Genomic DNA, 16464 nt, shown 5'->3' on the forward strand with positions numbered 1-16464 from the left:
AGTCATGTCCCATCGTAAAATAGAATAGACTGGTAGCAAAAAGAGGAGATGGGACATGGAATTTGTGCATCAAATTGTGACTACGCTCTTGCATTGGGTGCAGCAATTGGGAGAATGGGGAATCATGCTTGGCTTGATGATAGAGATAATTCCGAGCGAGATTGTCCTTGCCTACGGAGGTTTTCTCGTCTCGATTCAAGAGATTACCTTTGTGGAAGCGGTCATCTTCGGCGTCATCGGCGGGGTTATCGCCCAACTGTTCGTCTATTGGATCGGCCGATACGGGGGAAGACCTGTGCTCGAACGGTACGGCAAATACATTCTGATTCAGCCGCATCATATTGCGAAATCGGAAGAATGGTTCCAGAAATATGGGACAGGCGTTATTTTTACGGCCCGGTTCGTTCCGGTTGTACGGCATGCCATCTCCATACCGGCGGGCATTTCCAAAATGAATGTATGGCGATTCACGCTCCTGACGACGCTGGCGGTCATCCCGTGGACGATACTGTTTGTCTATCTGGGCTTTGTGCTGGGCGACAAATGGGAGCAGATTGACGACGTGGCCGGCAAATGGGTCAAGCCGTTTATTCTCGTTGCCCTGGCGCTGTTAATCGTGTATGTTGTCATTAAATATACGTATTCCAAAAAGAAAGCGGGGAAATGAAGATGGCCAAGAGCGTAGCCGACGTAATGGGAAAAGGAATTCGCCCCCAAGCCTTTGTGGACGGGATGCAAAAGAACAAGGAGACCTTCGTCTCCTGGTATGACCAATTTGCATGGGCGGATGAAGAAGATAAAGCTTTCTTCGAGTCGCTTCAATACCGCGACGACCTGCGCTGTCTTATCCTGGCGGCGGATTGGTGCGGCGATGTCGTCCGCAACGTGCCGGTCGTCTTCCGTGCGATGGAAGCGGCGCAAATCGAGACGGAAGTGCTGATTATGGAGCAATTCCCGCAGACGATGGATCAGTTCCTGACGATGGGCGGCCGTTCGGTGCCGGTTGTCATCTTCGCCGATACCGGCGGGCATGTTCTCGGCCAGTGGGGCCCGCGCCCGAGCGATGTGCAGGCGCATATGATCCGCTTCAAGCAGGAGAATCCGGACCGGGAAGCGCCGGACTATCAAGACAAATTGAAAGTGGTAAGACAGCAAATGATGGAAACGTACGGCGAAGGCACGGGATACCAGACACGCATCGTGCGCGAGCTCAAAGAGCTGCTGTCTTCCTTTTGACATCAAGCTAAGTTCAACAAGTCAACCTTTCCAAAAGGGTAAACCTATGTTTGCGGTCGACTTCGCGAACAACTTTAACAAAGGCGGTGTTCTTCTATGTTCCGCATTCAAAGCTATACACTCGGTCCGGTTCAGACCAATGCCTATGTGCTGATCAATGAAGAGACGAAGGAAGCGGTCGTCATTGATCCCGGCATGAATCCGGAGCCGCTGCTGCAGGGCCTTCAGGGGTTGAAGGTATCGGCCGTCCTGCTGACGCATGCGCATTTCGATCATATCGGCGGGGTTGACGCCGTGCGTGAAGCGCACGGATGCCCGGTCTATATTCATGAGCGGGAAGCGGACTGGCTTACGACGCCCGAGCTGAATGGTTCGACGATGTGGCCCCAAGTCTGCCCGCCGATGACGATGAAGCCTGCAGAGCATCTGCTGCAGGACGGACAGACGCTGGAGCTGATCGGCCATACGTTCCAGGTCATGCATACGCCGGGCCACTCTCCCGGCAGCGTCAGCTTCCTCCACGAGAAGCACTTGTTCTCGGGCGATGTCCTCTTCCGTACGTCGGTAGGGAGAACGGATCTCCGGGACGGGGATATGAACGTGCTGCTCCAATCGATTCATGGCAAGCTGTTCCCGCTGGGGGATGACGTTACGGTCTACCCAGGGCATGGTCCCAAGACCCAGATCGGGTACGAGAAGGAGCATAATCCTTTTGTATAATGAGGTAATGCTTGACGAGGCGGCTTGCCGGACGCAATGTTCGGGCAGGCCGTCTTCCTTATTAACGCCATCGGGCCATTGGCGCTGATTTTGGGTTCGTGGTATGATGAGCTTAATTGAGGATCGGATGCGCATTCTGCGGGGGAATGAGGCTGTCCCTTGGGCGGAAGCACGGATTGAATTCGTGTTTGCGGGGCTGCACGCACAGGAACGAGGATGGATAGAGGAGAAGGCGGGCGCGTAAACCAGGTGAGGTTTGCGCTTTTTGTGTCCCCCGCGGGAGCATTCGCGCAAGGCGGGAGCCTCCGTCTGACTGGAGGCTTCAGTAAGCAGGAAGGGAGCAAGATCAATGGAAGGCGTATTGAAGCAAGAAATCGAAGGGCGAATTGCCCGGCTGCAGGCAGCGATGCAGGAACGAACCATGGACGGCTGTCTGATTACGCAAAATGTGGGGATTTATTATTTTACCGGATCGATGCAGACAGGGTATTTGTTCGTGCCGAAGCAGGGCGAGCCTGTCTACTTCGTCAAGCGCAGTCTGGAGCGCGCGCGGCATGAAGCCGCGGTGGCGGTCGAGCCGCTCGGATCCTTCCGCTCCTTCGGGACGCTGCTGCAGGAGCGCTTCCCGGCGGTGTTCGCAGCCGAACGCCCGGTCATTGCCACGGAATACGACGTGCTTCCGGTGCAGGTGTTCGAACGGCTCCGCTCCGTGCTGCCGGATGCGGCATGGACCGACGGATCCGCGATGCTGCGCGGGCTGCGGATGGTCAAATCGCCGTGGGAAATCGACCGCATCCGCACGGCCGCGCGTGCGGCGCATCATGCGCTTGAGCAAGCGGCCGCTTACGTCCGGCCCGGCATGATGGAGCTCCAGCTCATCGCCCACATCGAGCATGTGTTCCGCATGCAGGGCCATGTCGGGTTCATCCGGATGCGCGGGTACAACCAAGAGATTATTACAGGGATGGTCGCCTCGGGCGAAGCGGGGGCGGAGCCGACTTACTTCGACGGTCCGGCCGGCGGACGCGGCTTGACCCCGGCTAGCCCGCAAGGCTCCAGCCGGAAGGTCATCGCAGAGAATGAACCGATTCTTGTCGATATCGGATGCTGTATTGACGGCTATGTTATCGACCAGACCCGGACGCTGGTCATTGGCAAGCTGGATGAGGAGCTCGAACGGGCCTACGAGTCGTCCGAGGCGATACTGCGGGCCGCCGAGGCGAGTCTGAAGCCGGGGACGGTATGCGAGACGCTGTACGCCGACGCGTTGAAGCTGGCCGAACAATACGGCTTGTCGGACCATTTCATGGGCTTCGGGAGCGATCAGGTCAGCTTCCTCGGCCATGGCATCGGCATGGAGATGGATGAATGGCCCGTGCTGGCCCGCGGCTTCACGATGCCGCTTGAACCCGGCATGGTCATCGCGATCGAGCCGAAATTCACGTTCCCTGGCCGGGGCGTCGTCGGCATCGAGAACACGTACCTGATAACAGATGACGGGTTCGAGAAGCTGACCACCCCGCCGGAAGGCGTATGGCGCATCGCGGCGCCGTAAAAGGGTTAGGATGGGACTCGCAATGCCGTGCTTCCCATCGATTTCCTGCGAATGCGGGTTGACATTTGCGCGGAAGTCACATATTTTATTTTGAAAAGGCAGCGTCTTTTTTGCGAGAACAAGCATACATTTACAGCAATCATAAATTTTAGTACGATAGAGGAAACAGCATATGGATGGGAGGCATGGACAATGCTGCATTTGGGAGAGAAAGTAGTCATTGTTGCCGACCGCTTCGAACAACATTTGCCTATCGGGGAATATGGCTATATCATTGCCTATGACCGCAATGCGGATAACGCATTCGATTACGTCATCCGGGTGCCGAGAGCAAACCGCAACTTCTTCGTGCCGGCGTCTGACGTCGAGCAGGAAGGCCTGCTCCTGCAGCAGGAAGCGGACCGCATCGAACGGGAAGCGCTTATCGACTATGCACTGGCTACTCACAATGAGTCTCTGTTCCGCCGGATCATGAATGGTGATGCGGCAGAAGACCAGGAGGAAGAGAACGAGCAGGAAGAAGCGATGTCTCAGGAAGAGTTCATCCGGCAAGTCAACCTGCGCGCATGGATATAAGGAAGAGCACCGGTTTGCGTTACGGGGTAACGTGTGACCGGTGCTTTTTTGATATGATAGACTAAATTTGTTTGGGTGCAAGCTGGTCTTCCGCTTGTTTCTGTTTTTGGTCAGGTTAGGATATGGAGAGGAACATCTTGAAACGAAACTTTTTTGGATAAAAATTTGCCGCTCAGAGCGCTTTACATCGATTTTTTCTATTGAGAGACACGGGTCCACCACATAAAAAATGAATCGCCCAAAACTCCCCAAAAAACACTATGGACTTTCTCAACGGTCTGATTTCGGGCTCCAAGAGACTGCGCCGGTATTATCGCTTTCTGCAGGCCTTGTTGGCTCTAGGAGGCATCGTAGCCTTCTGGAATCATCGTTTCCTCCTCGGGCTTGAAATTGTGGAGGGAATTGCTGCTATTTTACAGGAATTTCGGCTCAATGCGTCTACATCCCGAGGAAATGCTGCACAGCTACATCATTTTAGGCCTTTTTGCTCCAAGTCGAAGCGAAGCGGGTGAAATTGCTGCCCTTTTGCAGGATTCCCTTTCTGGTGAAGTCGTCCCTATCGAATTGCTGTATTTGCGCAGGATTTTGCTTGCCGAACAGGCTTTACCGAATAAGTGTGCCTTGAGAAATCATGCAGTTATGCGGATTTCCTTATCGAATCGGCGTGTCTGGAGAAATTATGCAGTTATGCAGAATTGGCCTACCGGATAGACGTGTTTAGGGATATTGTGCAGTTTTCAGGCCGTTGGAACCCCCATTTTTTCGAAGGGGTGGAGATTGTCCATTTACCTAATCAAACTTGGCACTCCGTGCAGAGCGTTTTAAATCCATTTTTCTATGAAGAGACGAATCCGAATAGAGTGCCGAAAAATCCCTTGGACTTTCTTGTATCGAGAAGGCGGCAAGGGGCTGCCCGCAAGCTAATACCGCTGCGGGGCGGCTCAAAAGCGCGGCGCTGCGCCGCATTAATGGAAGCCAGCGTTGAGTTGGCCACGCTTCTAGGCTATAATAGAGGGATGAATTTGGCCCAATTGGGACAAGGAGGAACAGGTTGCCGATGAGCATTCAGGTACAAGACGTCGAGCATGTGGCCAAGCTGGCACGGCTCAATTTAACCGATGAAGAAAAAGCGCGCTATACCGAGCAGCTGAACGCGATTCTGAAGTACGCAGAGAAGTTGAACGAGCTGGATACGGATGACGTGCCGCCGACAACGCATGTTCTGCCGATTCGCAATGTGATGCGTGACGATACCGTTCGTCCATCGCTGCCGATAGAGAAAGTCATGCTGAACGCGCCGCAGGAAGAGGACGGCCAATTCCAGGTTCCGGCGGTTCTGGAGTAAAGAGAGAGGGGGTAACCGCATTGACATTGTTGGATATGACGATATCACAAGCTAGACAAGCCTTGGCAGACCGCAAAGTATCCGCCGCCGAGCTGACGGAGGCGTCTTTTGCGCGCATCGCGCAGACTGACGGGCGGGTGCAGGCGTTCCTGACGCTGAATGAAGAAGGAGCCAAGGCGCAGGCGAAGCGCATCGATGAGCGCCGGGCCGCAGGCGAGGCGCTCCATCCGCTGGCCGGCATTCCGGCTGGCTTGAAAGACAATATCGTGAGCGAAGGGATGCGCACGACATGCGCCAGCCGCTTCCTCGAGAACTATGAGCCGGTCTATGACGGAACCGTTGCCCGCAAGCTGAAGGAAGCGGACGTCGTTACGGTTGGCAAGCTCAATATGGATGAGTTCGCCATGGGCGGCTCCAATGAGAATTCGGCTTACCAGCTGACCCGCAATCCGTGGGATCTGGAGCGCGTACCTGGCGGTTCGAGCGGCGGCTCGGCTGCAGCGGTGGCCGCCGGCCAAGTCAGCTTCGCTCTCGGATCCGATACGGGCGGATCGATCCGCCAGCCGGCGTCCTATTGCGGCATCGTCGGCCTGAAGCCTACCTACGGCCTCGTATCGCGCTTCGGCCTTGTCGCGTTCGCATCTTCCCTCGATCAGATCGGGCCGCTGACGAACAATGTGGAGGATGCCGCGCATGTGCTGCAGGCCATCGCCGGCTACGACCCGATGGATTCCACCTCGGCCCGGGTCGACATTCCCGATTATGCGGCGGCCTTGAGCGGAGAGGTGCGCGGCCTGCGCATCGGCGTGCCGTCCGAATATATCGGGCAGGGCGTCGATCCGAAGGTGAAGGAAGCGGTGCTCGCTGCCCTGAAGGTATACGAGCAATTGGGCGCGACCTGGGAAGAGGTGTTGATGCCGCATACGGATTATGCCGTGGCGACCTATTACCTGCTCGCTTCGTCCGAAGCGTCGTCCAACCTGGCGCGCTTCGACGGGGTACGCTATGGCGTTCGCGCGGAGCAGCCGGGCAATCTGCTCGAGCTGTATCTTCAGTCGCGCAGCCAGGGCTTCGGCCCGGAAGTGAAGCGGCGCATCATGCTCGGAACATACGCGCTCAGTTCCGGCTACTACGACGCCTATTATCTGAAGGCGCAGAAGGTTCGGACCTTGATTCAGCGCGACTTCGAACAGGCATTCCAGAAGTATGACGTTCTGCTCGGGCCGACGGCGCCGACGACGGCCTTCCGTCTGGGCGAACAGATTGACGATCCGCTTCAAATGTACTTGAATGATATTTTGACGATTCCAGTCAGCTTGGCGGGCGTGCCGGCGATCAGCATTCCATGCGGGTTGGCGGACGGCATGCCGGTAGGGCTGCAGCTGATCGGACGTGCGTTCGATGAGGCGACCGTGCTGCGCGCGGCGCATGCGTTCGAGCAGAATACCGATCATCACAAGCTGCGTCCGCAGTTGTCATAGAGGAGGCTTACGACATGCCAAGTGCTAGATATGAGACGGTAATCGGACTGGAAGTTCACGTTGAGCTTCGCACCGAATCCAAAATATTTTGCGGCTGCTCCACTGCCTTCGGCGCGCCGCCGAACACGCATACTTGCCCGATCTGTCTCGGGCATCCGGGCGTTTTGCCGGTGCTGAACCGCCAGGCGGTCGAATATGCGATGAAGGCCGCCATGGCGCTCAACTGCGAGATCGCGTCCGTGAGCAAATTCGACCGCAAAAACTATTTCTACCCCGATTCGCCGAAGGCCTATCAGATATCGCAGTATGATCAGCCGATCGGGCAGAACGGCTGGATTGATATCGAAATCGGCGGCGAGACGAAGCGCATCCGCATCAATCGTCTGCATCTCGAAGAGGATGCGGGCAAGCTGACGCACGTCGATGGCGGCTATGCTTCGCTCGTCGACTTCAACCGGGTAGGCACGCCGCTGGTCGAGATCGTGTCGGAGGCGGATCTGCGTTCGCCGGAAGAAGCCAAGGCTTATTTGGAAAAATTAAAGGCTATTATGCAATATTGCGAAGTATCCGATGTCAAGATGGAGGAAGGCTCGCTCCGCTGTGACGCGAATATCAGCCTGCGCCCGTACGGGCAGGAGGAATTCGGCACGAAGGCTGAGCTGAAGAACATGAACTCCTTCCGCGGCGTGCAGCGCGGCCTCGAGTATGAAGAGGAGCGCCAGGCCGATATTCTGGACGAGGGCGGCCAGGTGGTGCAGGAGACGCGCCGCTGGGATGAAGCGCAAGGACGGACGCTGTCGATGCGCAGCAAGGAAGAGGCGCATGACTACCGCTATTTCCCGGATCCGGACCTCGTAACCGTCGTCATCGACGACGAATGGAAGGAGCGCATCCGCGCTACGATTCCGGAGCTGCCGGATGCCCGCAAGGCCCGGTATGCCGCCGATTACGGCTTGTCCGGATACGATGCCGAGGTCATCACCTCCTCCAAAAAGCTGGCCGATCTGTTCGAAGACAGCCTTCAATATACGAAGGATGCCAAAGCAGTGGCGAATTGGATCATGGGAGATCTGCTCGCCTACTTGAATGCGGGCGGTCTTGAGATCGAAGCCGCCAAGTTGGACGGACAAGGGCTCGGGGAAATGATCGGGCTGATCGAAAAGGGCACCATCAGCACGAAAATCGCCAAAACCGTATTCAAGGAAATGCTCGAATCCGGCAAGCCGCCGCAAACGATTGTCGAGGAGCAGGGACTGGTGCAAATTAGCGACGAAGGCGCCATCCTGGCTGTCGTGCAGCAGATCATCGCGTCCAATCCGCAATCGGTCGAGGACTATAAGGCAGGCAAGCAAAAAGCGATTGGCTTCCTCGTCGGCCAGGTGATGAAGGAGACGAAGGGCAAGGCGAATCCGGGACTCGTCAATCAATTGCTGGTCCAGTGCCTGAACAGCCAATGATACCGGCTACGATATAGCAGTCCGCAAGACGGAGCATGCGCCGCAGTTTTTTCATCGATTCACATGGAGGAGCTTGGCGCATACTTCGTCTTTTTTTGCTTACAGATAAATAGAGCAATAAAAATTTACGGTCTGTGGGGGAATGATTGTGCTTCGTCAACTGGATATGAATGATACTGAGACCCTCGAACAATTATGGTATTTGCAGCAGAGCGCCTACCGCATCGAAGCGGATCTTCTCGGCTTCGACCGGATTCCTCCGTTGATGGATACGATCGACGATCTGAGGCATTGCAAGGAAATCTTCTATGGCTGGTGGGATGAAGCCGAGCTGATGGGAGCCATCTCGTATGAGGTGCCGGAACCGGATGTGATCGATATTTGCCGGCTGATGGTTCATCCGCGCTCGTTCCGCCAAGGCATCGGTTCCCGTCTGCTGGAGCATGTCCTGCAGATTCCGGGATTCCCCATTCACCGCATTGCGACGGGGGCCCGCAACACTCCCGCCTTGCGGTTGTATGAGCGTGCGGGCTTCCGATTCCGGCATGAAGAAGAAATCGCACCCGGGGTATATCTTCGCCATCTGGAACGGGTGTCGGAGGAGGGCGGTTCAGGATGGGAGAAATAATCGACGCCTCAAATCCGTGGGTCATTGACAATGTCTCGCTGATGATGCGCTTGTTCCTGGCGATGCTGTTGGGCGGCCTGGTCGGATTGGAACGGGAGCAGGCGAATCATCCTGCGGGCTTGCGCACGCATATTCTCGTATGTCTCGGCTCAGCCTTGATTATGCTGTTGTCCATTTATGGCTTCGCTCAATTCGTCTATGAAGGCAATGTCAGGGTTGACCCGGCCCGTCTCGCGACGGCGGTCATTACGGGCATCGGCTTCCTCGGAGCGGGAACGATTATCTTTACGGGCAAATCGATCGCCGGTCTGACGACGGCCGCCTCTTTATGGGTCGTTGCTTCGATCGGTCTCGCCGTCGGAGCCGGATTTTATTTCGCGGCCGTCGCGGCAACGGTGCTCGTCATCGTCAATCTGTTTGTCTTCAACAAGATTGAGCAGCGGTATTTTACAAGCAAGAAAACCTATGTCCTTACGCTGGAGACGGACGGAGCTTCCCATTTTCTTCATCAGCTCCACGAATTTTTGAACGAACAGGAGATTCAGACGAAAAAAGTTACGACGCAGCGCTTGCTCAATCGCCCCTACGAGGGTCCGGATATCAAACATACCGAAGTTCAAGTTGTCCTTATTGTACCCCGGCAGTTCGAAATTTTTGCATTTACGACCCAAGTCGAGCAGATGTCCGGCGTGCGTTCCGTTACCGTTGAATAGCCGCTTCCCCGGCGATTGGCGCAATGCAGACTAGACTAAAGTCGGTGAAACCTTCCTGGACCCGGGAAGGTTTCTTTCGTTTCCCCGTCCGCCTTACAATAAAAGCAGAAGATTGGAGAGGCGGCCCGACAGGCTGCCATCGTGGAGAAACGGAAAGGAAGTCGGCTATCGTGGAACGTGAATTGCGGAATCAATCAGATGAACAGCTCGTTCAGCTTATTTTGGGCGGCAATGAAGAGGGGATGCGCATTTTGGTGGAAAGACACCGCCCATTTGTGTTAACTTGTATTTGTCAAACGGTTCAGGACCGGCATCTGGCAGAGGATATCGCACAAGAGGTCTTCGTCAAAGTATACCGCCGGCTCCATACATTCCGCGGGGATTCGAAATGGACGACATGGTTGTACCGTCTCACCCGGAACCAGCTCATCGATTCGCTGCGGAGACAGAGACGGGGAGCCGCCGATCGGCTGGAGCCTGCTACGATAGTGGCCCTTCCGCATCAGGATGAGGAAGCGATGCCGGAGGAATGGGTCATCAAGCGCGAGCGATGCGAGCAGGTGCGCCGGACGTTGGGCAGCCTCCCGGACAAGTACCGGACCGTGATGGTGCTCTACCATATGCGCCAGCGAACCTACGCCGAGATTGCCGAACAGCTGCAAATGCCGGTGCGGACGGTTGAGACCCGATTGTACCGCGCCAAAGCGCTGTTCAAAAATGTATGGAACGAATCGGTCGGAGCCGTATGATTGCAAGGGAGGAATGAATACAATGAACGATGGAGGCCGCAGAGACAAGGAATCACCGGTGGAGCAACCGGAACGCCAGCGGATGGACCAGGTCCGCACGCCGGAATGGGACAGAGAAGAAGAGCAATTTCTCCGGCGAAGAATGGCGAATCTGGAGCATCAGCAGCGTCAGCACCAGCATCCTGGCAATTATCCGCCGTATGACGGAATGCCTCCTGTACCTCCCGTATATGGAACACCGCCCCAGCGGAAGAGCAAATTTTTATCGCTCCTGCTGTCCTTTATTTTCCCGGGAAGCGGCCATTTTTATTTGGGATTGATGCAGCGGGGACTGCTCATTATGATGCTGCTCGCTCTGGATATTGTAGCGATTGTCTATTTCAGCGCTACCGATGCCCGGATTAACGTGCCGCTTATCGTGCTGCTTGCCCTTATGCTGCCTGTTATTTATTTCTTCAATTTGTTCGACGCTTTGCAGAGTACGGAGCGCGTCAACCAGCAGGCTGTCTATGGACTGGGAGCCGGCAATGTCAAGCAAGGCCCTTGGCTTGGCCTGCTGCTCCTGTTCGGCGGGGTCGTTCTGCTGCTGTTCACGGTCGATCCGGCTTGGCTGCGCTGGTTTTTCAGCAATGCAGGATCTTACGCTGGAGCAGCGGTGCTTATCGGCGGAGGGATTTTTCTGCTAATCAAGGAATCGCGCAAAAGACGCTAGCCGATCGTAAGGAGTTGGGGCATACTTGATAAAGGTAGGCCGGATTACTGCAGCCTTGTTGATTATCGCCGTCGGCGTGATGGTGCTCGTCGATCAATTATTCGGCCTGCGCAGCATCCGGCTTCTGCTCGTGTGGTGGCCTTGCATCTTCGTGCTATGGGGATTGGAGATGGTGGTGAGCGCCAAGCGCGGGCGAAGCCCGGACGGGAAGAGAAGCTGGAAGATCGATTGGCTCGGCATGTTCGCTGCCATCTTTTTATCCGTCTCGGTGTTCATGATTGCCCAGCCTTATCTATTCAGGGACTGGGTGCGGAGCATTCAGTTCGATTTTTCCATGATGAAGGAAATGAAGCTTGCCGAAGGAATGAAATTCAAGCAGTCTGCCCTGAATTATTCCATCGAAGGCCGTTCGATTCGTGAGCTTGCCGTTCGCAATCGCTATGGCAATGTGTCGATACGGAGCGGGAATGTGACGGATGTGGAGGTGGAACCGACGGTCATCGTCAGCAGCTTGTCCAAGGAAGAGGCCGAGCGGCTGGCAGACCGATCCCGCGTAGACATCGCGGAGTCCGCCGCAGAACACCAGGTTCGCATCGAAGGGGCGCCGGCACGTTATGCAGCGAATGAACAACTCATCCGCATCGACCTTAGCATTACGGTTCCGGATAAGGTTGCATGGAATCTCGATGTCCAACTGGACGACGGGCTGATTGATATCCGTGAGCTCCGCGGCGCCATCGCCGCCGAGACGAAGAGCGGATCGATCCAGATTGCCAATATCGATAACTCCGTTCAAGCGCGCACTTGGGACGGAGATATTGTCGTGAAGGGCATTGGACAGGATCTGAATGCGGACACGGCCCGGGGAGATATCATCATTCATGACATCGAGGGGGATGTGACAGCGAACACGAAGAGCGGCGATATCGATATTAGCCGCGCGGTACGAGCCGTTCAGGCGGAGACGCTGAGCGGGGACGTGCTGGTCGAATCGGAGGTTGTCGGAGGACACTGGAAGCTACTGAGTCTGGCGGGGGACATGACGATTCACCTTCCGGATGACGCAGATGCCACTGTGTCCGGCAGGAATACATTCGGCGACATTACTTCGGATTATCCGCTGGACATTGCCGACAATCGTATCGAAGGAACGCTGGGAAGCGGGAGGCATGATATCGCTTTGCAGACGAATGGAGACCTTCATGTTCTGAGGAGATGATCGCGGAGTTGCGGGCGTCCGAGACAGAATAACATTGACAAATCGAAAAAGGTAACCGTACAATGGACATATAGATATTATTTCTTGATAATCGTTACAATGTACAGATCAGACAACCCGAAGGAATCATGAGCGTAGAAGGCGGTGGACAGGATGAAGACACGGGTTCAACATGCATTGGAACAATTGAAAATGTCCGGAGTACGCATTACGCCACAACGCCATGCGATCTTAACCTATTTGATGGATGCGATGAACCATCCGACGGCGGATGAAATATATCGGGCGCTTGAGCCCAAGTTTCCTAGCATGAGCGTAGCCACGGTCTACAACAACTTGAAGTTGTTTATTGAAGCCGGCCTGGTGCGTGAATTGACTTACGGAGACAGCTCAAGCCGATTTGATGCGAACGTCTCCGATCACTATCATGCGATATGCGAGCAATGCGGCAAGATTGTCGATTTCACGCTGCCGGCTCTGCAATCGGTAGAGGAGACCGCCGCCGAACGGACGGGCTTCTTCATACGGGGACACCGCATGGAAGTGTATGGCGTGTGCGAATCGTGTGCAGCTGAGGCTGCCAAGAAGTAACCGGATCGTTCCGGAGGACAATCGTTGAATCATACATGCGCGCAGCAGATTTTGCTTGCGCGTTTTCTTTTTGACAGGGAGAGCAAGACTTGGGAGTAGGAGGAACGACAACATGAGTTACCGGGGAGAGCGCCGGGGTGGAAGGACGGCCAATGGAAGGCATGTGAACATGCCGGGAAGCCGTGGCCAGCGCAAAAAGGGCGGCTGCGGCGGATGTCTCGTCATCATAATAGGAGTTATTGTATTGTCCGTGTGCATTTGGAAAGGATGGTCGGAGTGGTGGCCTGGCCATGAACGGGCGGAGTCCGAGATGACGCAAGTTGAGCAGCCGCTCACCTATAACGGGACATGGAGCGGTTACGGCACGACAGGACAGGGAAATGATCTGCTCATTCCGGTGCCGGCGCTGGATGGATTGCTGCCGGTCACATTTGAAGCGGAGAGCGACACTGTTATTTTGACAAGCCCGGTCTCGGTCGCTTCGATGCCATTGGACCAGCTGGGCGGGATGCTGAACGGAAGTCCGAAGGAATGGCCGGCGGCTGCCGTCCGCATCGGAGAGACGGTGCATGTTCCCGCATCTGTGCTCGAAGAGCTGTACGGGATTGAAGTGAAGCAGTATCCGGCGAACGGAGCGGTTCAGTTCGGAATGCCGGGCCAGACGCTCCAATCCGGCACGATCGTGAAGCTGCGGGAGCCGGAAGACACGGTCCCGATGAGGCAGGGTTCAGACAAAAAGTCGCCGATTATCGCTGATCTGAAGAGCGAGTCGGCAGTGACCATTTGGGAGGAGAGCGGAGACTGGCTCCGGGTAGAGGCGGATGACGGCACATTGGGGTATGTGGCGGCCGAGGATATATTGCCGGGAGACGCACATACCGTACCTAAGACGGCAGAGGCGCGGGTGCCGCAGTTCGTCGAGGAGAAGACGCCCGTGAGCCTGGCCTGGGAGGCCGTCTATTCGCGCAATCCCGACCCATCCAAGCTGCCGGATATGCCGGGAACGAATGTCATCAGCCCGACGTGGTTCAGTCTGGAGGATGAGGAAGGGAATGTCCTCAGCAAGGCGGACATGAGTCTGACCGAATGGGCGCACCGGAACGGCAAGCAGGTGTGGGCCCTGTACAGCAACAGCTTCGAACCGGAGCGGACGACGGAAGCCCTTTCGACCTTCGAACGGCGGAATCGTACGATCGGTCAATTGCTTGCATTGGCGGATCGTTATCAGGCCGACGGAATCAATCTTGATTTTGAAAATGTGAATGTCGAGGATCGGAATAAGCTGACCCAGTTCGTAAGAGAGCTTGTTCCCCGGCTTCATGCCAAAGGTCTCGTCGTATCCATCGATGTGACGGCGAAGTCGGATAGCGGCAGATGGTCGCAATTCCTCGACAGGGAAGCCCTCGGCAAGCTTGTCGACTATATGATGGTCATGGCGTATGACGAGCATTGGGCGGCAAGCCCTGTCGCCGGATCCGTCGCATCTCTGCCGTGGACCGAGCAAGCGGTGACGCGAATTATGAATGAAGACAGCGTGCCGGCGCATAAGCTGGTGCTGGGCATGCCGCTTTATACGCGTATCTGGACGGAAGAAGTGCAGGACGGGGAGACGAAGGTGAGTTCCAAAGCCTTGGGCATGCAATCGATTCAAGATATATTGACGGATAAGAAGCTGAAGCCGCAATTTGATGAATCTGCGGGACAGCACTACGTTGAGTATAAAGAAGAAGGGAACTTGCAGCGGATTTGGATTGAGGATGAGCGTTCCGTCCGGGCGCGGATTGAGCTGGCCGATCGGCTGGGCCTCGGAGGAATCGCCGTCTGGGCCCGCACGTTCGCGAGTGATGACATATGGGATGTGCTGCGTTATCCGCCCGTTCCTTAAAATAAGAAGAAAAGCCGCTTTCCCGGTAAGGGAGGCGGCTTTTCTTATGTACCGTCAAGATTTCGGCGCGGACGCAACCGGCTGACCCGATTCGGCAGGAGCTTCATCAGACAGTCCTGCATTGGCTTTGGCCGGATCAAAGGTCAGGATGGTCCGGCAGAACATGCAGCGGTCTGTCTTGCCGATCATTTTCGTCGGCTTGCCGCATTCCGGGCATTCCAGCGCGACGACACTCGTGGAGAGCATGCCGGCCCAAAAATAAATGCCCATGCTTCCCAATAGAAGAATGCCGCCAAGCACCATGAATACCGCAGCGAACGGACGGCCCTGCACGCCCCACATCAATATGCCGGAGGTGCCCAAGATCATCATACCCATGCCTGCTAAAATAAGGACGAGCCCCCACAACCGGAATTCACTAAGCTTGCTTGTCTTAAATAGCCGAGTGTTCATCATGAGCCTCCCATTACATGTCTTGAAAATGTTTTGCAACATAGAAGGAAAGAGAGAATCTATGTAGAATTATAAACATGAATCAAGACAAAAGAAAGCTGGTTGGCAAGAAAGTCGAAAAAGCGTGGGATTCATATGAAGCAAGCAATAGACAAGGTCAAGATGGAGCAATGGATGAACGCGCCGCACATTCAAGGCGTTCTTCAGTTGATCCCTGACTCGAGGAAGCTGGCAGTACAGGAATACCACAGGTGTGATCACCTGTATATCGTTATCGATGAACAGTGTCCGTCTTCTCCCTATCATACGCAGACGGAGCAGGACAGCTCCATCACGCAGTGGATATTCATCCATCCGGATCAGTGGAGAGCATGGAGCACATCAATGGAGGGTCTGCCTATGATGTCTTCCTTTGGACGAACCGAGATTATCGCCGATCGCAGCGGTATGCTGGCGGAATGGCAGCAGCTGCATCGTGCGGGCGGCAAGGAATTATTTCAATCGGAATACATGAAGATGTATGCGATGTTCCTGGACTGCTACTCCCAGGCCAAGCAATTTGCAGGTGCAGGACATATGCTGGATGCTTATCGCTTCGTAGATCAAGCGTTCTATTATTGGGCACGCATTGCCGTGATGGAACAGAAGGAAATACCGTCGCCAGCACTGTGGCAGCAGGTCAAGCTATTGAATCTCGGCGTATATAAAATGTATGAGGAATTTACGACAAGCACGGAGACCGTGGCCCAGCGAATCGAGCTGGCGCTGCTCGCTTGCGAGTTTTCTCTCTCTACCAAGAGCGCGGAATGCTGTCATCCGTTATTGGAATGGATTAAGGAACACGGCGCGCCGGTTGCTATCACGGATGTGCTGGAGCATGCCGAATTCAGGGCGCTTACGGAATATTTGCCCATGTTGTTGAAGAAGCTCGCTTATCGAGGATATTTGCGCGAGAAGCTGGTTGACCATCCATCTCCTTACGGGGAGTTGGGAAGAACGCCGGCTTATGAATGGGCAGGCTAACCATACATGAACCACTTTGCCGCATCCAATCCGGATGCGGCGTTATTTTTTTAAAAAAGGGATTGACTTCACCGGAATGGATATGATACATTAGTATTCGCCCTTCTGAAGGAGGCAAGTG

The 16464-nt window shown here is 55.2% G+C and carries 19 protein-coding genes; 18 read left to right on the plus strand and 1 reads right to left on the minus strand.

Translation table 11 applies throughout. The features are described from left to right. The first annotated feature begins 55 nt into the window (after window positions 1–55). The 17 genes from uptA (at window position 56) to NNL35_RS08835 (ending at window position 14867) form a co-directional block, all read left to right on the plus strand. Window positions 56–667, plus strand: a complete 612-nt coding sequence (uptA, locus tag NNL35_RS08755; protein ID WP_006677123.1) for an undecaprenyl phosphate transporter UptA — start codon at window positions 56–58, stop codon at window positions 665–667. 2 nt (window positions 668–669) lie between these two features. Then, complete coding sequence (locus NNL35_RS08760) at window positions 670–1236, plus strand: thioredoxin family protein (protein ID WP_040731415.1); 567 nt, start codon at window positions 670–672, stop codon at window positions 1234–1236. A 96-nt stretch (window positions 1237–1332) separates the two neighbouring features. Beyond that, a complete protein-coding gene (locus NNL35_RS08765) occupies window positions 1333–1956 on the plus strand; it encodes an MBL fold metallo-hydrolase (protein WP_006677121.1) in 624 nt (207 codons plus the stop codon). A gap of 106 nt (window positions 1957–2062) precedes the next feature. After that, window positions 2063–2200, plus strand: coding sequence for a hypothetical protein (locus NNL35_RS08770; protein ID WP_254553313.1), 138 nt, complete (start codon window positions 2063–2065; stop codon window positions 2198–2200). Between the two features lie 105 nt (window positions 2201–2305). Continuing rightward, the gene (locus NNL35_RS08775) at window positions 2306–3511 is read left to right on the plus strand and encodes a M24 family metallopeptidase (RefSeq protein WP_006677120.1); all 1206 of its coding nucleotides are present in this window, start codon (window positions 2306–2308) and stop codon (window positions 3509–3511) included. A gap of 192 nt (window positions 3512–3703) precedes the next feature. Further along, window positions 3704–4087, plus strand: a complete 384-nt coding sequence (locus tag NNL35_RS08780; protein WP_006677119.1) for a hypothetical protein — start codon at window positions 3704–3706, stop codon at window positions 4085–4087. A gap of 432 nt (window positions 4088–4519) precedes the next feature. Next, a complete protein-coding gene (locus NNL35_RS08785) occupies window positions 4520–4798 on the plus strand; it encodes a hypothetical protein (protein ID WP_006677118.1) in 279 nt (92 codons plus the stop codon). Window positions 4799–5144: 346 nt separating this feature from the next. Beyond that, window positions 5145–5432, plus strand: a complete 288-nt coding sequence (gatC, locus tag NNL35_RS08790) for an Asp-tRNA(Asn)/Glu-tRNA(Gln) amidotransferase subunit GatC (protein ID WP_006677117.1) — start codon at window positions 5145–5147, stop codon at window positions 5430–5432. 35 nt (window positions 5433–5467) lie between these two features. Further along, window positions 5468–6913 carry an Asp-tRNA(Asn)/Glu-tRNA(Gln) amidotransferase subunit GatA gene (gene gatA, locus NNL35_RS08795; protein WP_420798531.1) on the plus strand — a complete coding sequence of 482 codons (1446 nt, stop codon included), beginning with the start codon at window positions 5468–5470 and terminating at the stop codon, window positions 6911–6913. A gap of 14 nt (window positions 6914–6927) precedes the next feature. Continuing rightward, entirely contained in the window at window positions 6928–8370 is a 1443-nt protein-coding gene (gatB, locus tag NNL35_RS08800; RefSeq protein ID WP_006677115.1) for an Asp-tRNA(Asn)/Glu-tRNA(Gln) amidotransferase subunit GatB, read from the plus strand. 166 nt (window positions 8371–8536) lie between these two features. Continuing rightward, entirely contained in the window at window positions 8537–8998 is a 462-nt protein-coding gene (locus NNL35_RS08805; RefSeq protein ID WP_254553314.1) for a GNAT family N-acetyltransferase, read from the plus strand. Beyond that, window positions 8986–9711 carry an MgtC/SapB family protein gene (locus tag NNL35_RS08810; RefSeq protein ID WP_006677113.1) on the plus strand — a complete coding sequence of 242 codons (726 nt, stop codon included), beginning with the start codon at window positions 8986–8988 and terminating at the stop codon, window positions 9709–9711. Before NNL35_RS08805 ends, NNL35_RS08810 begins: the two co-directional genes overlap by 13 nt. 170 nt (window positions 9712–9881) lie before the next feature. Continuing rightward, entirely contained in the window at window positions 9882–10460 is a 579-nt protein-coding gene (locus tag NNL35_RS08815) for an RNA polymerase sigma factor (RefSeq protein WP_006677112.1), read from the plus strand. 22 nt (window positions 10461–10482) lie between these two features. Further along, window positions 10483–11172 carry a hypothetical protein gene (locus NNL35_RS08820; RefSeq protein ID WP_006677111.1) on the plus strand — a complete coding sequence of 230 codons (690 nt, stop codon included), beginning with the start codon at window positions 10483–10485 and terminating at the stop codon, window positions 11170–11172. A gap of 25 nt (window positions 11173–11197) precedes the next feature. Beyond that, the gene (locus NNL35_RS08825) at window positions 11198–12391 is read left to right on the plus strand and encodes a DUF4097 family beta strand repeat-containing protein (RefSeq protein WP_006677110.1); all 1194 of its coding nucleotides are present in this window, start codon (window positions 11198–11200) and stop codon (window positions 12389–12391) included. 153 nt (window positions 12392–12544) lie between these two features. After that, the gene (gene perR / locus NNL35_RS08830) at window positions 12545–12982 is read left to right on the plus strand and encodes a peroxide-responsive transcriptional repressor PerR (protein ID WP_006677109.1); all 438 of its coding nucleotides are present in this window, start codon (window positions 12545–12547) and stop codon (window positions 12980–12982) included. A 112-nt stretch (window positions 12983–13094) separates the two neighbouring features. Then, window positions 13095–14867 carry a glycosyl hydrolase family 18 protein gene (locus NNL35_RS08835; RefSeq protein WP_006677108.1) on the plus strand — a complete coding sequence of 591 codons (1773 nt, stop codon included), beginning with the start codon at window positions 13095–13097 and terminating at the stop codon, window positions 14865–14867. A gap of 54 nt (window positions 14868–14921) precedes the next feature. Here the strand turns inward: NNL35_RS08835 and NNL35_RS08840 are convergent, their stop codons facing one another. Continuing rightward, window positions 14922–15320: a DUF2614 family zinc ribbon-containing protein gene (locus tag NNL35_RS08840; RefSeq protein WP_040731402.1), complete on the minus strand. Its 399-nt coding sequence runs from the start codon at window positions 15318–15320 to the stop codon at window positions 14922–14924. Between the two features lie 135 nt (window positions 15321–15455). Between NNL35_RS08840 and NNL35_RS08845 the strand changes: the two genes are divergently transcribed. Then, complete coding sequence (locus tag NNL35_RS08845) at window positions 15456–16343, plus strand: hypothetical protein (RefSeq protein ID WP_006677106.1); 888 nt, start codon at window positions 15456–15458, stop codon at window positions 16341–16343. The last annotated feature ends 121 nt before the right edge of the window (window positions 16344–16464 follow it).

It is taken from the genome of Paenibacillus dendritiformis (genome assembly GCF_945605565.1).
Taxonomy (GTDB): domain Bacteria; phylum Bacillota; class Bacilli; order Paenibacillales; family Paenibacillaceae; genus Paenibacillus_B; species Paenibacillus_B dendritiformis_A.